The 13,904-nt window shown below is 64.8% G+C and carries 12 protein-coding genes; 7 read left to right on the top strand and 5 right to left on the bottom strand.

The features are described 5' to 3' along the window. Positions 1–370 precede the first annotated feature (370 nt). Positions 371–1,030, bottom strand: coding sequence for an alpha/beta hydrolase (locus AS93_RS0100765; RefSeq protein WP_027588795.1), 660 nt, complete (start codon positions 1,028–1,030; stop codon positions 371–373). A 330-nt stretch (positions 1,031–1,360) separates the two neighbouring features. On the opposite strand from AS93_RS0100765, the gene AS93_RS0100760 reads away from it, so the two are divergent. From AS93_RS0100760 to AS93_RS0100745, 4 genes are all read left to right on the top strand, one after another. Further along, positions 1,361–2,389, top strand: coding sequence for an amino acid ABC transporter substrate-binding protein (locus tag AS93_RS0100760; RefSeq protein ID WP_027588794.1), 1,029 nt, complete (start codon positions 1,361–1,363; stop codon positions 2,387–2,389). Between the two features lie 99 nt (positions 2,390–2,488). After that, the gene (locus AS93_RS0100755) at positions 2,489–3,670 is read left to right on the top strand and encodes an amino acid ABC transporter permease (protein ID WP_027588793.1); all 1,182 of its coding nucleotides are present in this window, start codon (positions 2,489–2,491) and stop codon (positions 3,668–3,670) included. A 2-nt stretch (positions 3,671–3,672) separates the two neighbouring features. Then, entirely contained in the window at positions 3,673–4,770 is a 1,098-nt protein-coding gene (locus tag AS93_RS0100750) for an amino acid ABC transporter permease (protein ID WP_027588792.1), read from the top strand. 11 nt (positions 4,771–4,781) lie between these two features. Further along, positions 4,782–5,549, top strand: coding sequence for an amino acid ABC transporter ATP-binding protein (locus AS93_RS0100745; protein WP_027588791.1), 768 nt, complete (start codon positions 4,782–4,784; stop codon positions 5,547–5,549). 77 nt (positions 5,550–5,626) lie between these two features. Here AS93_RS0100745 and mvaT read toward each other — a convergent pair whose 3' ends face one another. Then, on the bottom strand, positions 5,627–6,001 hold the full coding sequence (gene mvaT, locus AS93_RS0100740) for a histone-like nucleoid-structuring protein MvaT (protein ID WP_027588790.1): 375 nt from the start codon (positions 5,999–6,001) through the stop codon (positions 5,627–5,629). A gap of 350 nt (positions 6,002–6,351) precedes the next feature. Between mvaT and purU the strand changes: the two genes are divergently transcribed. From purU to AS93_RS0100725, 3 genes are read left to right on the top strand one after another with little or no spacing between them, the layout of a single operon-like run. Continuing rightward, a complete protein-coding gene (purU, locus tag AS93_RS0100735; RefSeq protein WP_027588789.1) occupies positions 6,352–7,203 on the top strand; it encodes a formyltetrahydrofolate deformylase in 852 nt (283 codons plus the stop codon). Further along, the gene (locus AS93_RS18510; RefSeq protein WP_037008284.1) at positions 7,200–7,409 is read left to right on the top strand and encodes a hypothetical protein; all 210 of its coding nucleotides are present in this window, start codon (positions 7,200–7,202) and stop codon (positions 7,407–7,409) included. Before purU ends, AS93_RS18510 begins: the two co-directional genes overlap by 4 nt. A gap of 38 nt (positions 7,410–7,447) precedes the next feature. Beyond that, a complete protein-coding gene (locus AS93_RS0100725) occupies positions 7,448–7,681 on the top strand; it encodes a hypothetical protein (RefSeq protein ID WP_027588788.1) in 234 nt (77 codons plus the stop codon). Positions 7,682–7,783: 102 nt separating this feature from the next. Here AS93_RS0100725 and AS93_RS0100720 read toward each other — a convergent pair whose 3' ends face one another. From AS93_RS0100720 to AS93_RS0100710, 3 genes are all read right to left on the bottom strand, one after another. Then, positions 7,784–10,837 carry a multidrug efflux RND transporter permease subunit gene (locus AS93_RS0100720; RefSeq protein ID WP_027588787.1) on the bottom strand — a complete coding sequence of 1,018 codons (3,054 nt, stop codon included), beginning with the start codon at positions 10,835–10,837 and terminating at the stop codon, positions 7,784–7,786. Positions 10,838–10,844: 7 nt separating this feature from the next. Next, positions 10,845–11,951 (bottom strand): efflux RND transporter periplasmic adaptor subunit, encoded by a 1,107-nt coding sequence (locus tag AS93_RS0100715; RefSeq protein WP_027588786.1) that lies wholly within the window; start codon positions 11,949–11,951, stop codon positions 10,845–10,847. 96 nt (positions 11,952–12,047) lie between these two features. Beyond that, the gene (locus AS93_RS0100710) at positions 12,048–13,676 is read right to left on the bottom strand and encodes a methyl-accepting chemotaxis protein (RefSeq protein WP_027588785.1); all 1,629 of its coding nucleotides are present in this window, start codon (positions 13,674–13,676) and stop codon (positions 12,048–12,050) included. Positions 13,677–13,904: the final 228 nt, after the last annotated feature.

Raw genomic sequence — 13,904 nt, 5'->3', positions numbered from 1 at the left:
GGCGGGCGGCTGGTGCGGGTGTCGTCGCGGGGCGGACGGGGAGTCTTGTCACGCGGCGCCTGGCCGTCGGTGGCGCGCTGGCGCTCGGGAACGGTGGGGGTCGCAGTGGGCGGAGTGGTGGGCTCTTCACCCTTCTTGAAAATGTTCTTGAGTGCCTTGAGCACGGTGATCTCGATCGGTGGTTAAGGAATGAACGCCGGCAGTGTAAAGCAAGACGCTCCTTGGGCGAAGGGCCATGCCGGGGCTGGCGGGACCGCGTTCTCGAACGCACCCCGCAGACCCGGTGTCATCCCGGCCGCCAGGGGCAAGGCCGGTGCGCGGGTGTTCGGTACTCGACGCCGCTGCCCGGCATGCGTCCCCCGGCCGCGTTTCAGGACAAGCGTTCCTGCAGCCATTGGCCGATGGCTTCGATTTCGGCCAGGCAGACCTCATGGCCCATCGGGTACTCGTGCCAGCGCACGGGAACGCCTCGCGCGGCGAGGAAGTCATGGGCGGCGCGCCCCAAAACGCGGGGCACCACCTCGTCACGGCTGCCATGCACGCAGAGCACCGGCAAGGTGTCGCGTCCGGCATCCAGCTGCAGCGAGGGTTCGAAGGTGGGCGCGTAGGTCGAGAGCGCCAGCACGCCGCCCAGCGGACCCTGCCAACGCAGGAACGCGGTGTGCAGCACCACGGCGCCCCCCTGGGAAAAGCCGGCCAGGAAGATGCGCGACGGATCGATGCCGCTGTCGCGCTGGGCCTCGATCAACCCGATCACCCGCTGTGCGGACGCCTCCAGCTGAGCCTTGTCGATGGTGCGGCCATCGGCGCCCATGCTCAGGATGTCGTACCAGCTGGGCATCGACCAGCCGCCGTTAATGGTCACCGGCTGGCTGGGCGCCTGGGGTAGCACGAAGCGCGCGCTCGGCAGGGATTCCTGCAGCTGTTCGGCCACCGGTTCGAAATCGAAACGGTCAGCGCCCAGGCCGTGCAGCCAGATCACGCAGGCATCGGCTGGCTGGCGAGGATTGAGGATCAGCGGCTCGGTCATGGTGGCTCCAGGTCGGTGCGGATGCCCCGTTCGGGGGCGTGCCAGCGGGGGTCTGGCGTGATGTCGGGACGGAAAGGATACGCCGGCCGTGCGTTCGGGGGTATCCGCTGTTCTGGTACGCCCCTTGCTCGGCAGGGTTGGCAGCAGTGCCGGAAGTGCGGAGCCGATCGCATCGCGTAGGGGCGGAATGGTCGGGCTGAGTTTGCCAACTAGACTGCATGTTCAAGGTTTGCACGGATCACTGCCCACCGCCGCCATTCGGTCGTTCGAACAACACAGGGAATGGTGTGTGCCGAGAATCCAACACAACAAAAGCAACCGGAGGTTCGAATGAAAAGGCTCAAATCCATGATGGCCGTTCTGAGCGCCGTCTCGCTGCTGGGGGCGGCTGGCGCGGCCCAGGCCGGCGCTACCCTGGATGCGGTCAAGAAGAAGGGCTTCGTGCAGTGCGGGGTCAGCGACGGCTTGCCGGGGTTCTCCTATGTAGACGCCCAGGGCAAATACCTGGGCATTGACGTCGACGTATGCCGGGCCGTCGCGGCGGCGGTGTTCGGCGATGCCGACAAGGTCAAGTACAGTCCGCTGACCGCCAAGGAGCGCTTCACCGCCCTGCAGTCCGGCGAGGTCGACGTGCTGTCGCGCAACACCACCTGGACCAGCTCGCGCGACGCCGCCATGGGGCTGAACTTCACCGGCGTCACCTACTACGATGGCCAGGGCTTCCTGGTGAACAAGTCGCTCGGCGTATCCAGTGCCAAGGAGCTGGACGGCGCCACGGTGTGCATCCAGGCCGGCACCACCACCGAGCTGAACCTCTCCGACTACTTCCGCGCCAACAACCACAGCTACACGCCGATCACCTACGACACCTCGGACGAAAGCGCCAAGTCGCTGGAGTCCGGCCGCTGTGACGTGCTCACCTCCGACCAGTCGCAGCTGTATGCGCAGCGCATCAAGCTGGCCAAGCCCGACGATTACGTGGTGCTGCCCGAGGTCATCTCCAAGGAGCCGCTCGGCCCGGTGGTGCGCCAGGGCGACGAGGAATGGTTCGACATCGTGCGCTGGACGCTGTTCGCCATGCTCAACGCCGAGGAACTGGGGGTCGACTCGAAGAATGTCGAGCAGATGGCCAAGGCCGCCAAGAACCCTGACGTCGCCCGCCTGCTGGGCGCCGAAGGGGAATATGGCAAGGACCTCAAGCTGCCCCGCGACTGGGTGGTGCAGATCGTCAAGCAAGTCGGTAACTACGGTGAGGTGTTCGAGCGCAACATCGGCAGCGGCAGCGAACTGAAGATCGAGCGCGGCCTCAACGCCTTGTGGAATCAGGGCGGCGTTCAGTACGCACCACCGGTGCGCTGATCGCTGGCATTCCGCCGCCCGCTGGCGGGCGGCGGTTCCCATCGTGCCCGAACCGCGGCCCGAATCGGGTTGCGGTGGGTGGCTTCCGAGAGAATTCCCATGCCAGTAGCAACCTCTCCCGGGCGGCGCGGTTCGCTGTTGAGCGATCCGCAGGCCCGCGCCTGGATCTTCCAGGTCGTCGCCGTGGCCGCCGTCGTCGCCTTCGGTTGGTTCCTGTTCCACAACACGCAGGCCAACCTGCAGCACCGCGGCATCACTTCCGGCTTCGGCTTTCTCGATAACGCCGCCGGATTCGGCATCACCCAGCACCTGATCGACTACAGCGAAAGTGACAGCTACGGTCGCGTGTTCTGGGTCGGCCTGCTCAATACCCTGCTGGTCAGCGTGATCGGCATCATCCTGGCCACGGTGCTCGGCTTTGTTCTCGGTATCGCCCGGCTGTCGTCGAACTGGCTGATCCGCCAGCTGGCCACCGTCTACATCGAGGTCTTCCGCAACATTCCGCCCCTGCTACAGATCTTCTTCTGGTACTTCGCGGTGATCGGCCCGCTGCCGGGGCCGCGCGACAGCCTGAGTCTGGGCAACCTCATTTTCCTGAACAATCGTGGGTTGCAGATGCCGGCGCCCAGCGCCAGCGAGGCGTACGGCCCCTTCATGCTGGCGCTGCTGGCGGCCCTGGTGCTGGTGGTGCTGCTCAGTCGCTGGGCCAGGGCCAGGCGCCTGGCCACCGGTGAGCGTTTTCCGGTGTTCTGGATCAGTCTGGCGCTGGTGGTAGCCATTCCCGGCGCCTGCGTGTTGCTGTTCGGCTCGCCGGTCAACTGGTCGGTCCCGGAGCTGCAGCGCTTCAATATTCGCGGCGGCTGGGTGGTCATCCCCGAGCTGGTATCGATCGTCATGGCGCTGGCCATCTACACCGCCGCCTTCATCGGCGAAACGGTGCGCTCGGGCATCCAGGCGGTCAGCGGCGGCCAGACCGAGGCCGCTGCCTCGCTGGGCCTGCGTCACGGCCAGGTGCTGCGCCTGGTGGTCATTCCGCAGGCGTTGCGGGTGATTGTGCCGCCGCTGACCAGTCAGTACCTGAACCTGACCAAGAACTCCTCGCTGGCGGCAGCCATCGGCTATCCGGACATGGTGTCGCTATTCGCCGGCACCGTGCTCAACCAGACCGGACAGGCCATCGAGACCATGGCCATCACCATGAGCGTGTACCTGGCGATCAGCCTGAGCATCTCGCTGCTGATGAACGCGTACAACGCGCGCATCGCACTGGTGGAGCGATAGCTATGGATACACATGTCTTCAAGCCCGATCAGCCCGCGCCGGCGCTGAGCGTAGGGCCGCTCGGCTGGCTGCGCGCCAACCTGTTCTCCGGCTGGTTCAACACGCTGCTGACCCTGCTGGGCCTGTACCTGGTCTGGCAGATCGTGCCGCCCTTGATCGACTGGGCCTTCATCGAGGCCGACTGGCGGGGCGAGACCCGTGCCGACTGCTCTCGCGGGGGCGCCTGCTGGGTGTTCGTCGGCGAGCGCTTCGGCCAGTTCATGTACGGTTTCTACCCACAGGACCAGCGCTGGCGGGTGGACCTCACCGTACTGCTGGCGGTGGTGGGCGCGGCACCGCTGTTCGTGGCGGCGTTTCGTCACAAGCTGCGTTACGGGCTGGCGTTCCTGCTGGTCTATCCGCTGCTGGCCTGGTGGTTGCTGCATGGCGGTTTCCTGGGCCTGATTGCTGTGCCGACCAGCCAGTGGGGCGGCCTGATGCTGACACTGGTGATCGCCGCGGTTGGCATCGCCGGCGCGCTGCCGCTGGGTATTCTGCTGGCGCTGGGGCGACGCTCCGATCTGCCGGCGATCAAGGTGCTGTGCGTGACCTTCATCGAGTTCTGGCGCGGAGTACCACTGATCACTGTGCTGTTCATGTCCTCGGTGATGCTGCCGCTGTTCCTGCCCGAGGGCATGAACCTGGACAAGCTGCTGCGCGCCATGCTCATGGTGATCCTCTTCGAGGCTGCCTATATCGCCGAGGTGGTACGCGGCGGACTGCAGGCCATCCCCAAGGGGCAGTACGAGGCCGCCCAGGCGATGGGGCTCGGGTACTGGCGCATGATGGGCCTGGTAGTGTTGCCGCAGGCGCTCAAGCTGGTCATCCCCGGCATCGTCAATACCTTCATCGCGCTGTTCAAGGACACCAGCCTGGTGATCATCATCGGCCTGTTCGACTTCCTCAACAGCATCAAGCGCGCCACTGCGGACCCGGCCTGGTTGGGCATGTCCACCGAGGGCTATGTATTCGCGGCGGTGGTGTACTGGATCTTCTGTTTCGGTATTTCCCGTTATTCGCAGCGCCTGGAGCGAAGACTGGAAACCGGCCATCGGCATTAAAGGAGTGGACCATGAACCCAGCTACCCCGCAGACAGCGTCCGGCGAGAAGCTGATGATCGAGATGATCGATGTGAACAAGTGGTACGGTCAGTTCCATGTGCTCAAGGACATCAATCTTCAGGTGCGACGTGGCGAGCGCATCGTTATTTGCGGACCTTCCGGCTCGGGAAAGTCCACCACCATTCGCTGCATCAACCGGCTGGAGGAACACCAGGCCGGGAAAATACTCGTCGAAGGGGTGGAACTCACCCGCGATCTGAAGCAGATAGAAGCGATCCGCAGCGAAGTGGGCATGGTGTTTCAGCACTTCAATCTGTTCCCGCATCTCACGGTATTGCAGAACTGCACCCTGGCGCCAATGTGGGTGCGCAAGCTGCCGCGCCGCGAGGCCGAGGAAGTCGCCATGTATTACCTGGAGAAGGTGCGTATTCCCGAACAGGCCAACAAGTATCCCGGCCAATTGTCCGGCGGCCAGCAGCAACGAGTGGCGATCGCCCGGGCGTTGTGCATGAAACCCAAGATCATGCTATTCGACGAGCCGACTTCCGCCCTTGATCCGGAAATGGTCAAGGAGGTGTTGGATACCATGATCGCGCTGGCGGAAAGCGGCATGACCATGCTGTGCGTGACTCACGAAATGGGCTTTGCCCGCACGGTAGCCAATCGGGTGATATTCATGGACCGCGGAGAGATCGTCGAGCAGGCCGATCCGGAGACCTTCTTCCATCATCCCCAGAACGAGCGGACTCGCCTGTTCCTCGGGCAGATCCTTTATTAGAGCGGAGCGATTGATTGCTCCGTCGCTAGAAATGAAAAACGCCAGCATATGCTGGCGTTTTCATGTGCCGCGGGGAATCAGCCGAGCAGGGTGGCCCAGCCTTCCACTTCGTCGGAACCCCACTTGGCTTTCCACTCTTTCAGGATCTTGTGGTTGCCGCCCTTGGTTTCGATGACTTCATTGGTGTGCGGGTTGCGATACTGCTTGACCTTGCGGGCGCGTTTAGCGGCCGGTGCGGCCTTGGCTGCCGCGCGAGTACGCGAGGCGGAGGCCGGGTCGAGGATGGCGATGATATCGGGCAGCGACTTGCCATACTGAGCCATCAGATCGCGCAGGTTCTTCTCGAATTCGATTTCCTTCTGCAGCTTTCCATCCTGCTGCATGGCCTTCAGGCGTTCCTGCAGTTCCTTGATGGCTTCTTCAGTGGCGCGGAATTCAGAAATAAGAGACATGTTCTTTCCTTTTGGAAATGAGGCAGGATTCGTCGGCAAATGATAGTCAGACAAATTCAGCAAGTAAACTGAAAGACCTTTTACAAAGATTGTTTTCCGGGGGTGGCTTCACATTATGAGGGCGGTGTCTGCATGAATACACCGTGTTAGAACAACTCGGGATATTTGCAGGAGCCAGCCGGTTGTATGCCGTGACGCGTATTGCATAATGGCGACCTGCTGGTAATTAGGTGGCAAACGCTGGCGCGAGGCGCCCCGGACCGTGCGTGCCAACGGGTAGTACACGCGGCTATGCAGCCCTTCGTGCGGATGGCTAGAATTGGCCCCTTTGCAATTCTGGAGTTCCCCACATGCGCACGTTCCGGCTGGTAATCGCCTGCCCTGATCGCGTCGGTATTGTTGCCAAGGTCAGTAATTTCCTGGCGACCTATAACGGCTGGATTACCGAGGCCAGCCACCACTCGGATCACCAGAGCGGCTGGTTCTTCATGCGTCACGAGATCCGGGCCGACTCGCTGCCCTTCGATCTGGACGGCTTCCGCCAGGCCTTCGCGCCCATTGCCCGCGAGTTTTCCATGGAGTGGCGCATTGCCGACTCCGCGCAGAAGCGTCGCGTGGTGCTGATGGCCAGCCGTGAATCCCATTGCCTGGCCGACCTGCTGCATCGCTGGCGCAGCGACGAGCTGGATTGCGAGATTCCCTGCGTCATCTCCAACCACGACGACCTGCGCAGCATGGTGGAGTGGCACGGTATTCCCTTCCATCATGTGCCGGTCGATCCGGCCAACAAACAGCCGGCCTTCGAGCAGGTGTCGCAGCTGATCGACGAGTACAGCGCCGATACCGTGGTGCTGGCCCGCTATATGCAGATCCTGCCGCCGGACCTGTGCCAGCGCTATCGCCACCAGGTGATCAACATCCATCACAGCTTCCTGCCCTCGTTTGTCGGCGCCAAGCCTTACCACCAGGCCTCGCTGCGCGGTGTGAAGCTGATCGGCGCCACCTGCCACTACGTCACCGAGGAGCTGGATGCCGGCCCCATCATCGAGCAGGGCGTGGAGCGCGTGACGCACCGCGACAGCATCGAGACGATGGTGCGCCTGGGCAAGGACGTGGAGAAACTGGTGCTGGCGCGCGGTCTGCGCTTCCACCTGGAGGATCGTGTGCTGGTCCACGACAACAAGACCGTGGTGTTCGATTGAGCGACCCGTTCGAGCGCGCCGCCGCCAGCGCCCCGCCGACCCTTGGCGAGGGCTGCCTGCGGCGTTTCGATCCGGAGCAAATGGGCGATGACCTGGGCACCGAGTTCAGCGATGCCGCCGCGCTCTGGGCCGAGTGGCAGCGCTCGGCCGAGGGCGAACAGGACCATCGGTCACAGGACAGCACCGCAGCGGCAGCGCTGGGCTAACGTTTTCAGGGCTGTACTGGCACCCAGAGGATGCTGCCATGAAGCCTGGCAACGCACGGGGCCTGTTTCTCGTGTGTGCATTGGGCGTGGCCTCGGCGGCGGCGGCCGCCTGGCACGAACCGGGACCGGGGGTTGTGCATGGAGTCAGCAAGGGAATGAAGCAATGCCCGATGCCGCCCAATGTGCGCGCGAAGATGGCCCAGGTTGAACCGGGAGATGAACTGCTGCTGTTGCTGTTCGCATTGTCGCAGGGACGCCGGTCGGAGGGATGAGACCGACGGCGACGGAAAGACGAGCCGGTAGCACTCGACAGCCCCGCGGCGTTCTGCCTGCGGGGCTTTTCATTTGTGGGGCGGCCAAAACGACGTTGCGCCCTACGCGGGTTCGCCTTGCGGCTCGGCGACCTGCGCATGCCGCCCGGCCAGCAGGGTATAGACGCTGGGCAGCACGAACAGGGTGAACAGGGTGCCGACGGTCATGCCGCTGGCAATCACCAGGCCGATGTTGAAGCGACTTACCGCACCGGCGCCGCTGGCCAGCAGCAGCGGGATCATGCCGCAGACCATCGCCGCGGTGGTCATCAGCACCGGACGCAGGCGGATGGCCGCCGCTTCCTCCACCGCCTTGCGGGCGCCCCAACCATGCCGCTCGCGCAACTGGTTGGCGAACTCGACGATCAGGATGCCATGCTTGCTGATCAGGCCGATCAGCGTCACCAGTCCCACCTGGGTGTAGATGTTCATGCTCGCCAGGCCGAGGAACAGCGGGATCAGCGCACCACAGATCGACAGCGGCACCGTCACCAGGATCACCAGCGGATCGCGGAAACTCTCGAACTGGGCGGCCAGCACCAGGAAGATGATGGCCACCGCCAGGGCGAAGGTCACGTACAGGGCGCTGCCTTCCTGCACGAACTGGCGCGCCGGCCCGGCGTAGTCGAAGGTGTAGCCACGCGGCGCTTCTTCCCGGGTGATCTGCCGCAGGGTCTCGATGGCCTCGCCCATGCTGACGATCGGCACGCCCTGGATGGTGGCCGCGTTGAGCTGCTGGAACTGGAACAGCTGCGTGGGGCGGGCACGGAGGTAGGTGTGGATCACGGTGGACAGCGGCAGCATCTGGCCTTCTTCGTTGCGCACGTAGTAGCTGTTCAGCCAGCCCGGATCGGCACGGAACTCCCGCTCGACCTGGGCGATCACCTTGTAGCTGCGGCCCTCCACGGTGAAGCGGTTGATCTCGCCCTCACCCAGCAGGATCGCCAGGGTCTGTCCCAGGCTCTGCATGGACACGCCCATCTGCGCCGCCTTCTGGCGGTCGATCTCCACCACCAGCTCCGGTTTGTCGAAGGCCAGGTTGACGTCCAGGAAGGCGAACTTGCCCGATTCCTCGGCGCGCTTCTTCACCCGTTCGGCCACGTCCAGCAGCAGTTCGTAATCGTTGGCGGTGTTGATGACGAACTGGAACGGCAAGCCCTCGCCCGTGCCGGGCAGCGAGGGCAGGTTGAAGCCGAAGACCTGCAGGCCGGGTATCTCGTTGAGGCGCGCCTGCACTTGGGGGAGTAGCTCCATCTGGGTACGCTGCCGTTCGTCCCAAGGCTTGAGCAGGAAACCGCCGATGCCGCTCTGCACGCCGTCGAAGCCGTTGATCTGGAACGCGGAGTAATACTCCGGAAAGCTTTGGAAGATCGGCTGGAAGCCCTCCGTGTACTTGTTCAGGTAGTCCAGATTGGTGGCCTGCGGCGCGCTGGACATCATGAAGATCACGCCCTGGTCCTCGTCGGGAGCCAGTTCGCTCTGGGTGAACATCAGCAGTGCCGGGATCAGCGCGAGGATCAACGCGGCGAACACCAGGATTACCGGGCGCGTGTCCAGGGTGGAGGCCAGGGTGCGCCGGTAGCGGTTCTTCAGGCCCTCGAACAAGCGGTCGATGCGCTGGGCCAGCCCCGACGACGGGCTATGCGGGCGCAGCAGGTGGGCACACATCATCGGCGACAGGGTCAGCGCGACGATGCCGGAAATGATCACCGCGCCAGCCAGGGTGAAGGCGAATTCCTTGAACAGCACGCCGGTGATGCCGGTCAGCAGGCCGATCGGCGCATACACGGCCGCCAGGGTGATGGTCATCGACACCACCGGCAGGGCAATCTCTCGCGCGCCGAGCAGGGCTGCCTGGTAGGGCGTGTGGCCTTCCTCGATATGCCGGTGGATGTTCTCCACCACCACGATGGCGTCATCCACCACCAGGCCGATGGCCAGCACCATGGCCAGCAGGGTGAGCAGGTTGATCGAGTAACCCATCAGCTGCATGAAGAACAGCACGCCGATCATCGACAGCGGGATGGTCACCACCGGGATCAGCACCGAACGCAGCGAGCCGAGGAACAGGAACACCACCAGGATGACGATCAGCACGGCCTCGGCCAGGGTCTTCACCACCTCGTCGATGGACGCCTGGATGAAGCGTGTGGCGTCGTAGGCGATTTCCATGCGCAGGCCGGGCGGCAGCTGGGCCTGCAGTTCCGGCAGCAGGGCGCGCACGCCGTCGATCACGTCCAGCGGGTTGGCGCTCGGGGTGCCGTTGATGCCGATGTACACCGAGGGAATGCCGTTGAAGGAGCTGACGCTGTCGTAGCTTTCCGCGCCCATCTCCACCCGTGCCACATCGCGCAGCAGCACGCGGCTGTCGCCCTCGGTGCGCAGGGGGATGGCGGCGAAGTCTTCCGGGGTCTTCAAGTCGGTATCGGCATTGAGGCTGGTGACCACGTACTCGCCCTTCACCTCGCCGGCGGAAGACAGGAAGTTGTAGCGGCGCACCGCGTCGGCCACGTCGCCGGCGGTCAGGCCGTGGGCCGCCAGGCGCACCGGGTCGATCCACAGGCGCATGGCGAACACCTGGTTGCCAAGGATTTCCGCCTCGGCAATGCCCGGCAGGGTGGACAGCTTGGGTTGCACCACGCGCGACAGGTAGTCGGTGATCTGCGGGTTGGACAGCGACTCGCTGAACACGCTGATGTACATCAGCGCCGTGGAGTCGGCAGCCTGGCGGGCCAGCACCGGGTCTTCGGCCTGCTGCGGAAGGCGGTTCTTCACCTCGTTGGCCTTGGCCAGCAGTTCGGTGAACAGCCGGTCGCCATCGCTGTCGATCCGTGCATAGATGGAAATCACCGACACGTTCTGGCGGCTCACCGAGGTCATGTAGTCGATGCCTTCGGCACTGGCCAGGCTCTGCTGCAGCGGCTGGGTGATGTAGCCCTGGATGGTCTCGGCGTTGGCCCCCGGATAGGCGGTGGTCACGGTGACCAGCACGCTTTCCATCTGCGGATACTGACGGATCGCCAGGCTCTGGAAGGCCTGCGCGCCGAGCAGCAGGAGCAGCAGGCTGACCACGCTGGCCAGCACCGGGCGGCGGATGAAGGGATCGGTCAGGGCCATGGTCGCCTCAGGGAGTGGCCGCGCGGGCGGCAGCCGGCGCCAGGGTGACCGGGCTGCCGTGGTCCAGCTTGAGCTGGCCGGAGGTGACCACCCACTCGCCGGCGTGCAGGCCCTGTTCGATCACCACCAGCCCATCACGGCGCTCGCCGGTGGTCACGAAGCGGCGCTCCGCCACCTGCTGCTTCTGCTCGTCCCCGGCGTCCTTTTCCTGCACCACATAGAGCGCATTGCCGTACAGGCTGTAGGTGACCGCGGTTTCCGGCACCACAATGCGTTGCGGCTCGCCCGGCAGCACCACTTCCAGCTGGGCGAACATGCCGGGCAGCAACCGCTCCTCGGGGTTGGCGAGGCGGGCGCGCAGCTGCAGGTTGCGGGTGCTGTCGTCCACCCGGGGGTTGATGGCGATGATCTCGCCTTCGAAGCGTTCGTCCGGGTAGGCGGCCACGCGGATCAGCACCCGCTGGCCAACCGCCAGCTGGGGCGCGCGGTTCTCCGGCAGGGAGAAATCCGCCTCCAGGCTGGAGAGGTCCTGCAGGGTGGCGATGGGCGCGCCGGCGGCGAGGAAGTCGCCGCGCTCCACCCGGCTCAGGCCGATACGGCCGGAGAAAGGCGCCAGCACGCGGCGCTTGTCCAGGGTGGCGCGCAACTGCTCGACGTTGGCCTTGGCCTGCAGGGCCTGGGCATCCAGGCGGTCGTACTCGCTGCGGGAGATGGCCTGCCGGCCGACCAGGTTGCGGGCGCGGTCGCGTTCGACGTTGGCCAGCGCCAGCGCGGCCTCGGCGGATTTCAGGCTGGCCTGCTCCACCTCGCTGCTCAGGCGCAGCAGCGGCTGGTCGCGCTCGACGCGCTGGCCGGACTGGAACAGAAGCTCGCTGACGGTGCCGGAGATTTCCGCGGTGAGATCCACCCCCTGCACGGCCTTCAGGCTGCCGATGGCCGGCAGGCGTTGCTGCCAGGCCAGGCTGCGCGCCGGTTCCGCCTCGACGCTGATGGGCGGAGGCGGGGCGGAGAACATCTGGACCTGCTGATAGATCGAGTAGCCCTTGTAGGCAGCCAGTGCCAGGACCACTACAGCCACTGCAGCAAGCATGAGCAGCATGCGGCGGAGCACCATGAGGGAGGTTCCTGCGAAGGTGCATCAACCTTAGACAGCGGAACTAGAGGGGTCAAAGCGCGCCGGCGACGCTTCGTCGGCGCGCTGGAGCAGCGATCAGTCCAGGTGGATCTGCCGGGTCACCGTGCCCAGCTCGGCGGAGATTTCCAGCAGCTGGCCGGCGGCCTGGTGGGTGCGCTCCACATGCTGCTGGTTGGCCCGGGCGATACCGGTGATGTCGGTGAGGTTGCGGGTCATTTCCTCGGCGACCGAGGTCTGTTCCTCGGCGGCGGTGGCGATCTGCCGGTTCATGTCACGAATCGCTTCCACCGCCTCGCTGATGCCCCGCAGGATTTCGACGGCGCGGTCCACCTGCCCGACGCCTTCGCCGCTGCTGCGCTGGCCGCTCTCGATGGCTTGCACCGCGTTGCGTGCGCCGCCCTGTACCGCCTCGATGATCTGCTGGATCTCGGCGGTCGATTCGGCGGTGCGGCGGGCCAGGTTGCGTACTTCGTCGGCCACCACGGCGAAGCCGCGACCCTGCTCGCCGGCGCGTGCCGCTTCGATGGCTGCGTTGAGCGCCAGCAGGTTGGTCTGCTCGGCGATGCCGTGGATCACTTCCAGCACCGCACCGATGCGCGCACTGTCGTTGGCCAGGCTGTGCACCACGTCCGCGGTGTGGCTGATTTCCTCGCGAATGCTGGCGATGCTGCTGACCATCAGGCGCATGGCCTGTTCGCCCTGCTCGCAGGCGGCGTCGGCACTGTCGGCGGCTTGCGCCGCCTCGGTGGTGTGGCGAGCGACTTCCTGGGATGTGGCGGACATCTCCTGCATCGCGGTGGCCACCTGGTCGGTGCGCTCGAACTGGGTGCGGCTGTCGCTGGCCATCTTGCGCGAAACCGCTTCGAGCTGGCGATTGGCGCTGTCCAGTTCTTCGCTGCTGTGCTTGAGCTTGCGGAAGGTCTCGGTGAGGAAGTCGCGCAGGCGGTTGGAGGCCTGGGCCAGGCGGCCGAGTTCGTCCTGGCGGCGGGCGTCCACCGGCTGGCCGAGGCGACCCTGGCTGAGGGCGTCGATATGGCCGATCAGGCGGTTGATGGGTTCGATCAGTTGGCGGCGCAGCATCAGCTGCCCCAGTACGAAGACCACGGCCGCCGAAGCCAGCATGACGAGCAGGCCGAACACCACGGTATTGCGCGTGCTGCGCTCCAGCTCGGGCACCTGATCCTGGGTCCGTTCGCGCCAGGTGACGGTCAGCTGTTCCAACTGGTCGCTGAACTCGCGGTCGATGCCGCGCACCACGTCATCGCCGGCCGAGGCATCGAATCCGCTGTTCAAAAAGGCCTGGCGACCTTGCCGGTAGGCATCGCCAATGCGCCGGTGCTCCTGCTGCAGGTTCTGCAGTTGGCTGCGCAGCTCCCCACTCAGCTGCGGGAGGTTCAGCAGGTCGCCCAGCTCCCCTTGGACGCCCTGTTCCTCCTGCTCGAAGCGGCGCCAGAAGTTGGCGGCTTCATCGTTGCTGCTGCTGCGCAACAGCAGGTTCTTCCATTCCTGCACCTGGGTCTTGAAGCCGATGTTCGCCGAGGCCACGCGCAGGCTGATGGTGGCGGGCCCCTCCAGCAGGCGCTGATACGACCTGGCGCTGTCGTTGAGCATCTGGAAGCAGGCGAGGGCAATCAGCAGCATCAGCAGCAGGCTGCCACCCAGCAGGGTGAGTACCTGGCCGCGCAGGGAACGGGCAAATGGCATGGGAAAACGTCCTTCGAGAGCAGGCCGATCTGTGACCTCTGCAGGGTTTCGGCGTTGCTTACACAAACTTGAAGTGCCGCCGATCGTCTGTCAGGGCAATGTTTGCAACGTGACCGCGAGCGCCCGTAGGGTTTTCGTGGCCTGCGGCAGGCCTTTGGTAAGCGTGATAGGCGTCACAAAAAAAGAACGCAGACATCACTGCATGGCTTTAGAAATCAACGCCTGCTG

Origin of the sequence: Pseudomonas sp. RL, from assembly GCF_000647775.1 — a bacterium.
In the GTDB taxonomy this organism is placed as follows: Bacteria; Pseudomonadota; Gammaproteobacteria; order Pseudomonadales; family Pseudomonadaceae; genus Serpens; species Serpens flexibilis.
The sequence above is the reverse complement of the archived record's forward strand: the minus strand, read 5'-3'. Positions and strand labels throughout refer to the sequence as shown.

What these genes read in the sequence shown, in the direction of transcription:
- AS93_RS0100715 (WP_027588786.1), bottom strand. Translation starts at nt 11,951, where the DNA reads ATGGTGCTCCGCCGCATGCTGCTCATGCTTGCTGCAGTGGCTGTAGTG.
- AS93_RS0100720 (WP_027588787.1), bottom strand. Translation starts at nt 10,837, where the DNA reads ATGGCCCTGACCGATCCCTTCATCCGCCGCCCGGTGCTGGCCAGCGTG.
- AS93_RS0100710 (WP_027588785.1), bottom strand. Translation starts at nt 13,676, where the DNA reads ATGCCATTTGCCCGTTCCCTGCGCGGCCAGGTACTCACCCTGCTGGGT.
- AS93_RS0100765 (WP_027588795.1), bottom strand. Translation starts at nt 1,030, where the DNA reads ATGACCGAGCCGCTGATCCTCAATCCTCGCCAGCCAGCCGATGCCTGC.
- mvaT (WP_027588790.1), bottom strand. Translation starts at nt 6,001, where the DNA reads ATGTCTCTTATTTCTGAATTCCGCGCCACTGAAGAAGCCATCAAGGAA.
- AS93_RS0100745 (WP_027588791.1), top strand. Translation starts at nt 4,782, where the DNA reads ATGAACCCAGCTACCCCGCAGACAGCGTCCGGCGAGAAGCTGATGATC.
- AS93_RS0100755 (WP_027588793.1), top strand. Translation starts at nt 2,489, where the DNA reads ATGCCAGTAGCAACCTCTCCCGGGCGGCGCGGTTCGCTGTTGAGCGAT.
- AS93_RS0100725 (WP_027588788.1), top strand. Translation starts at nt 7,448, where the DNA reads ATGAAGCCTGGCAACGCACGGGGCCTGTTTCTCGTGTGTGCATTGGGC.
- purU (WP_027588789.1), top strand. Translation starts at nt 6,352, where the DNA reads ATGCGCACGTTCCGGCTGGTAATCGCCTGCCCTGATCGCGTCGGTATT.
- AS93_RS0100750 (WP_027588792.1), top strand. Translation starts at nt 3,673, where the DNA reads ATGGATACACATGTCTTCAAGCCCGATCAGCCCGCGCCGGCGCTGAGC.
- AS93_RS0100760 (WP_027588794.1), top strand. Translation starts at nt 1,361, where the DNA reads ATGAAAAGGCTCAAATCCATGATGGCCGTTCTGAGCGCCGTCTCGCTG.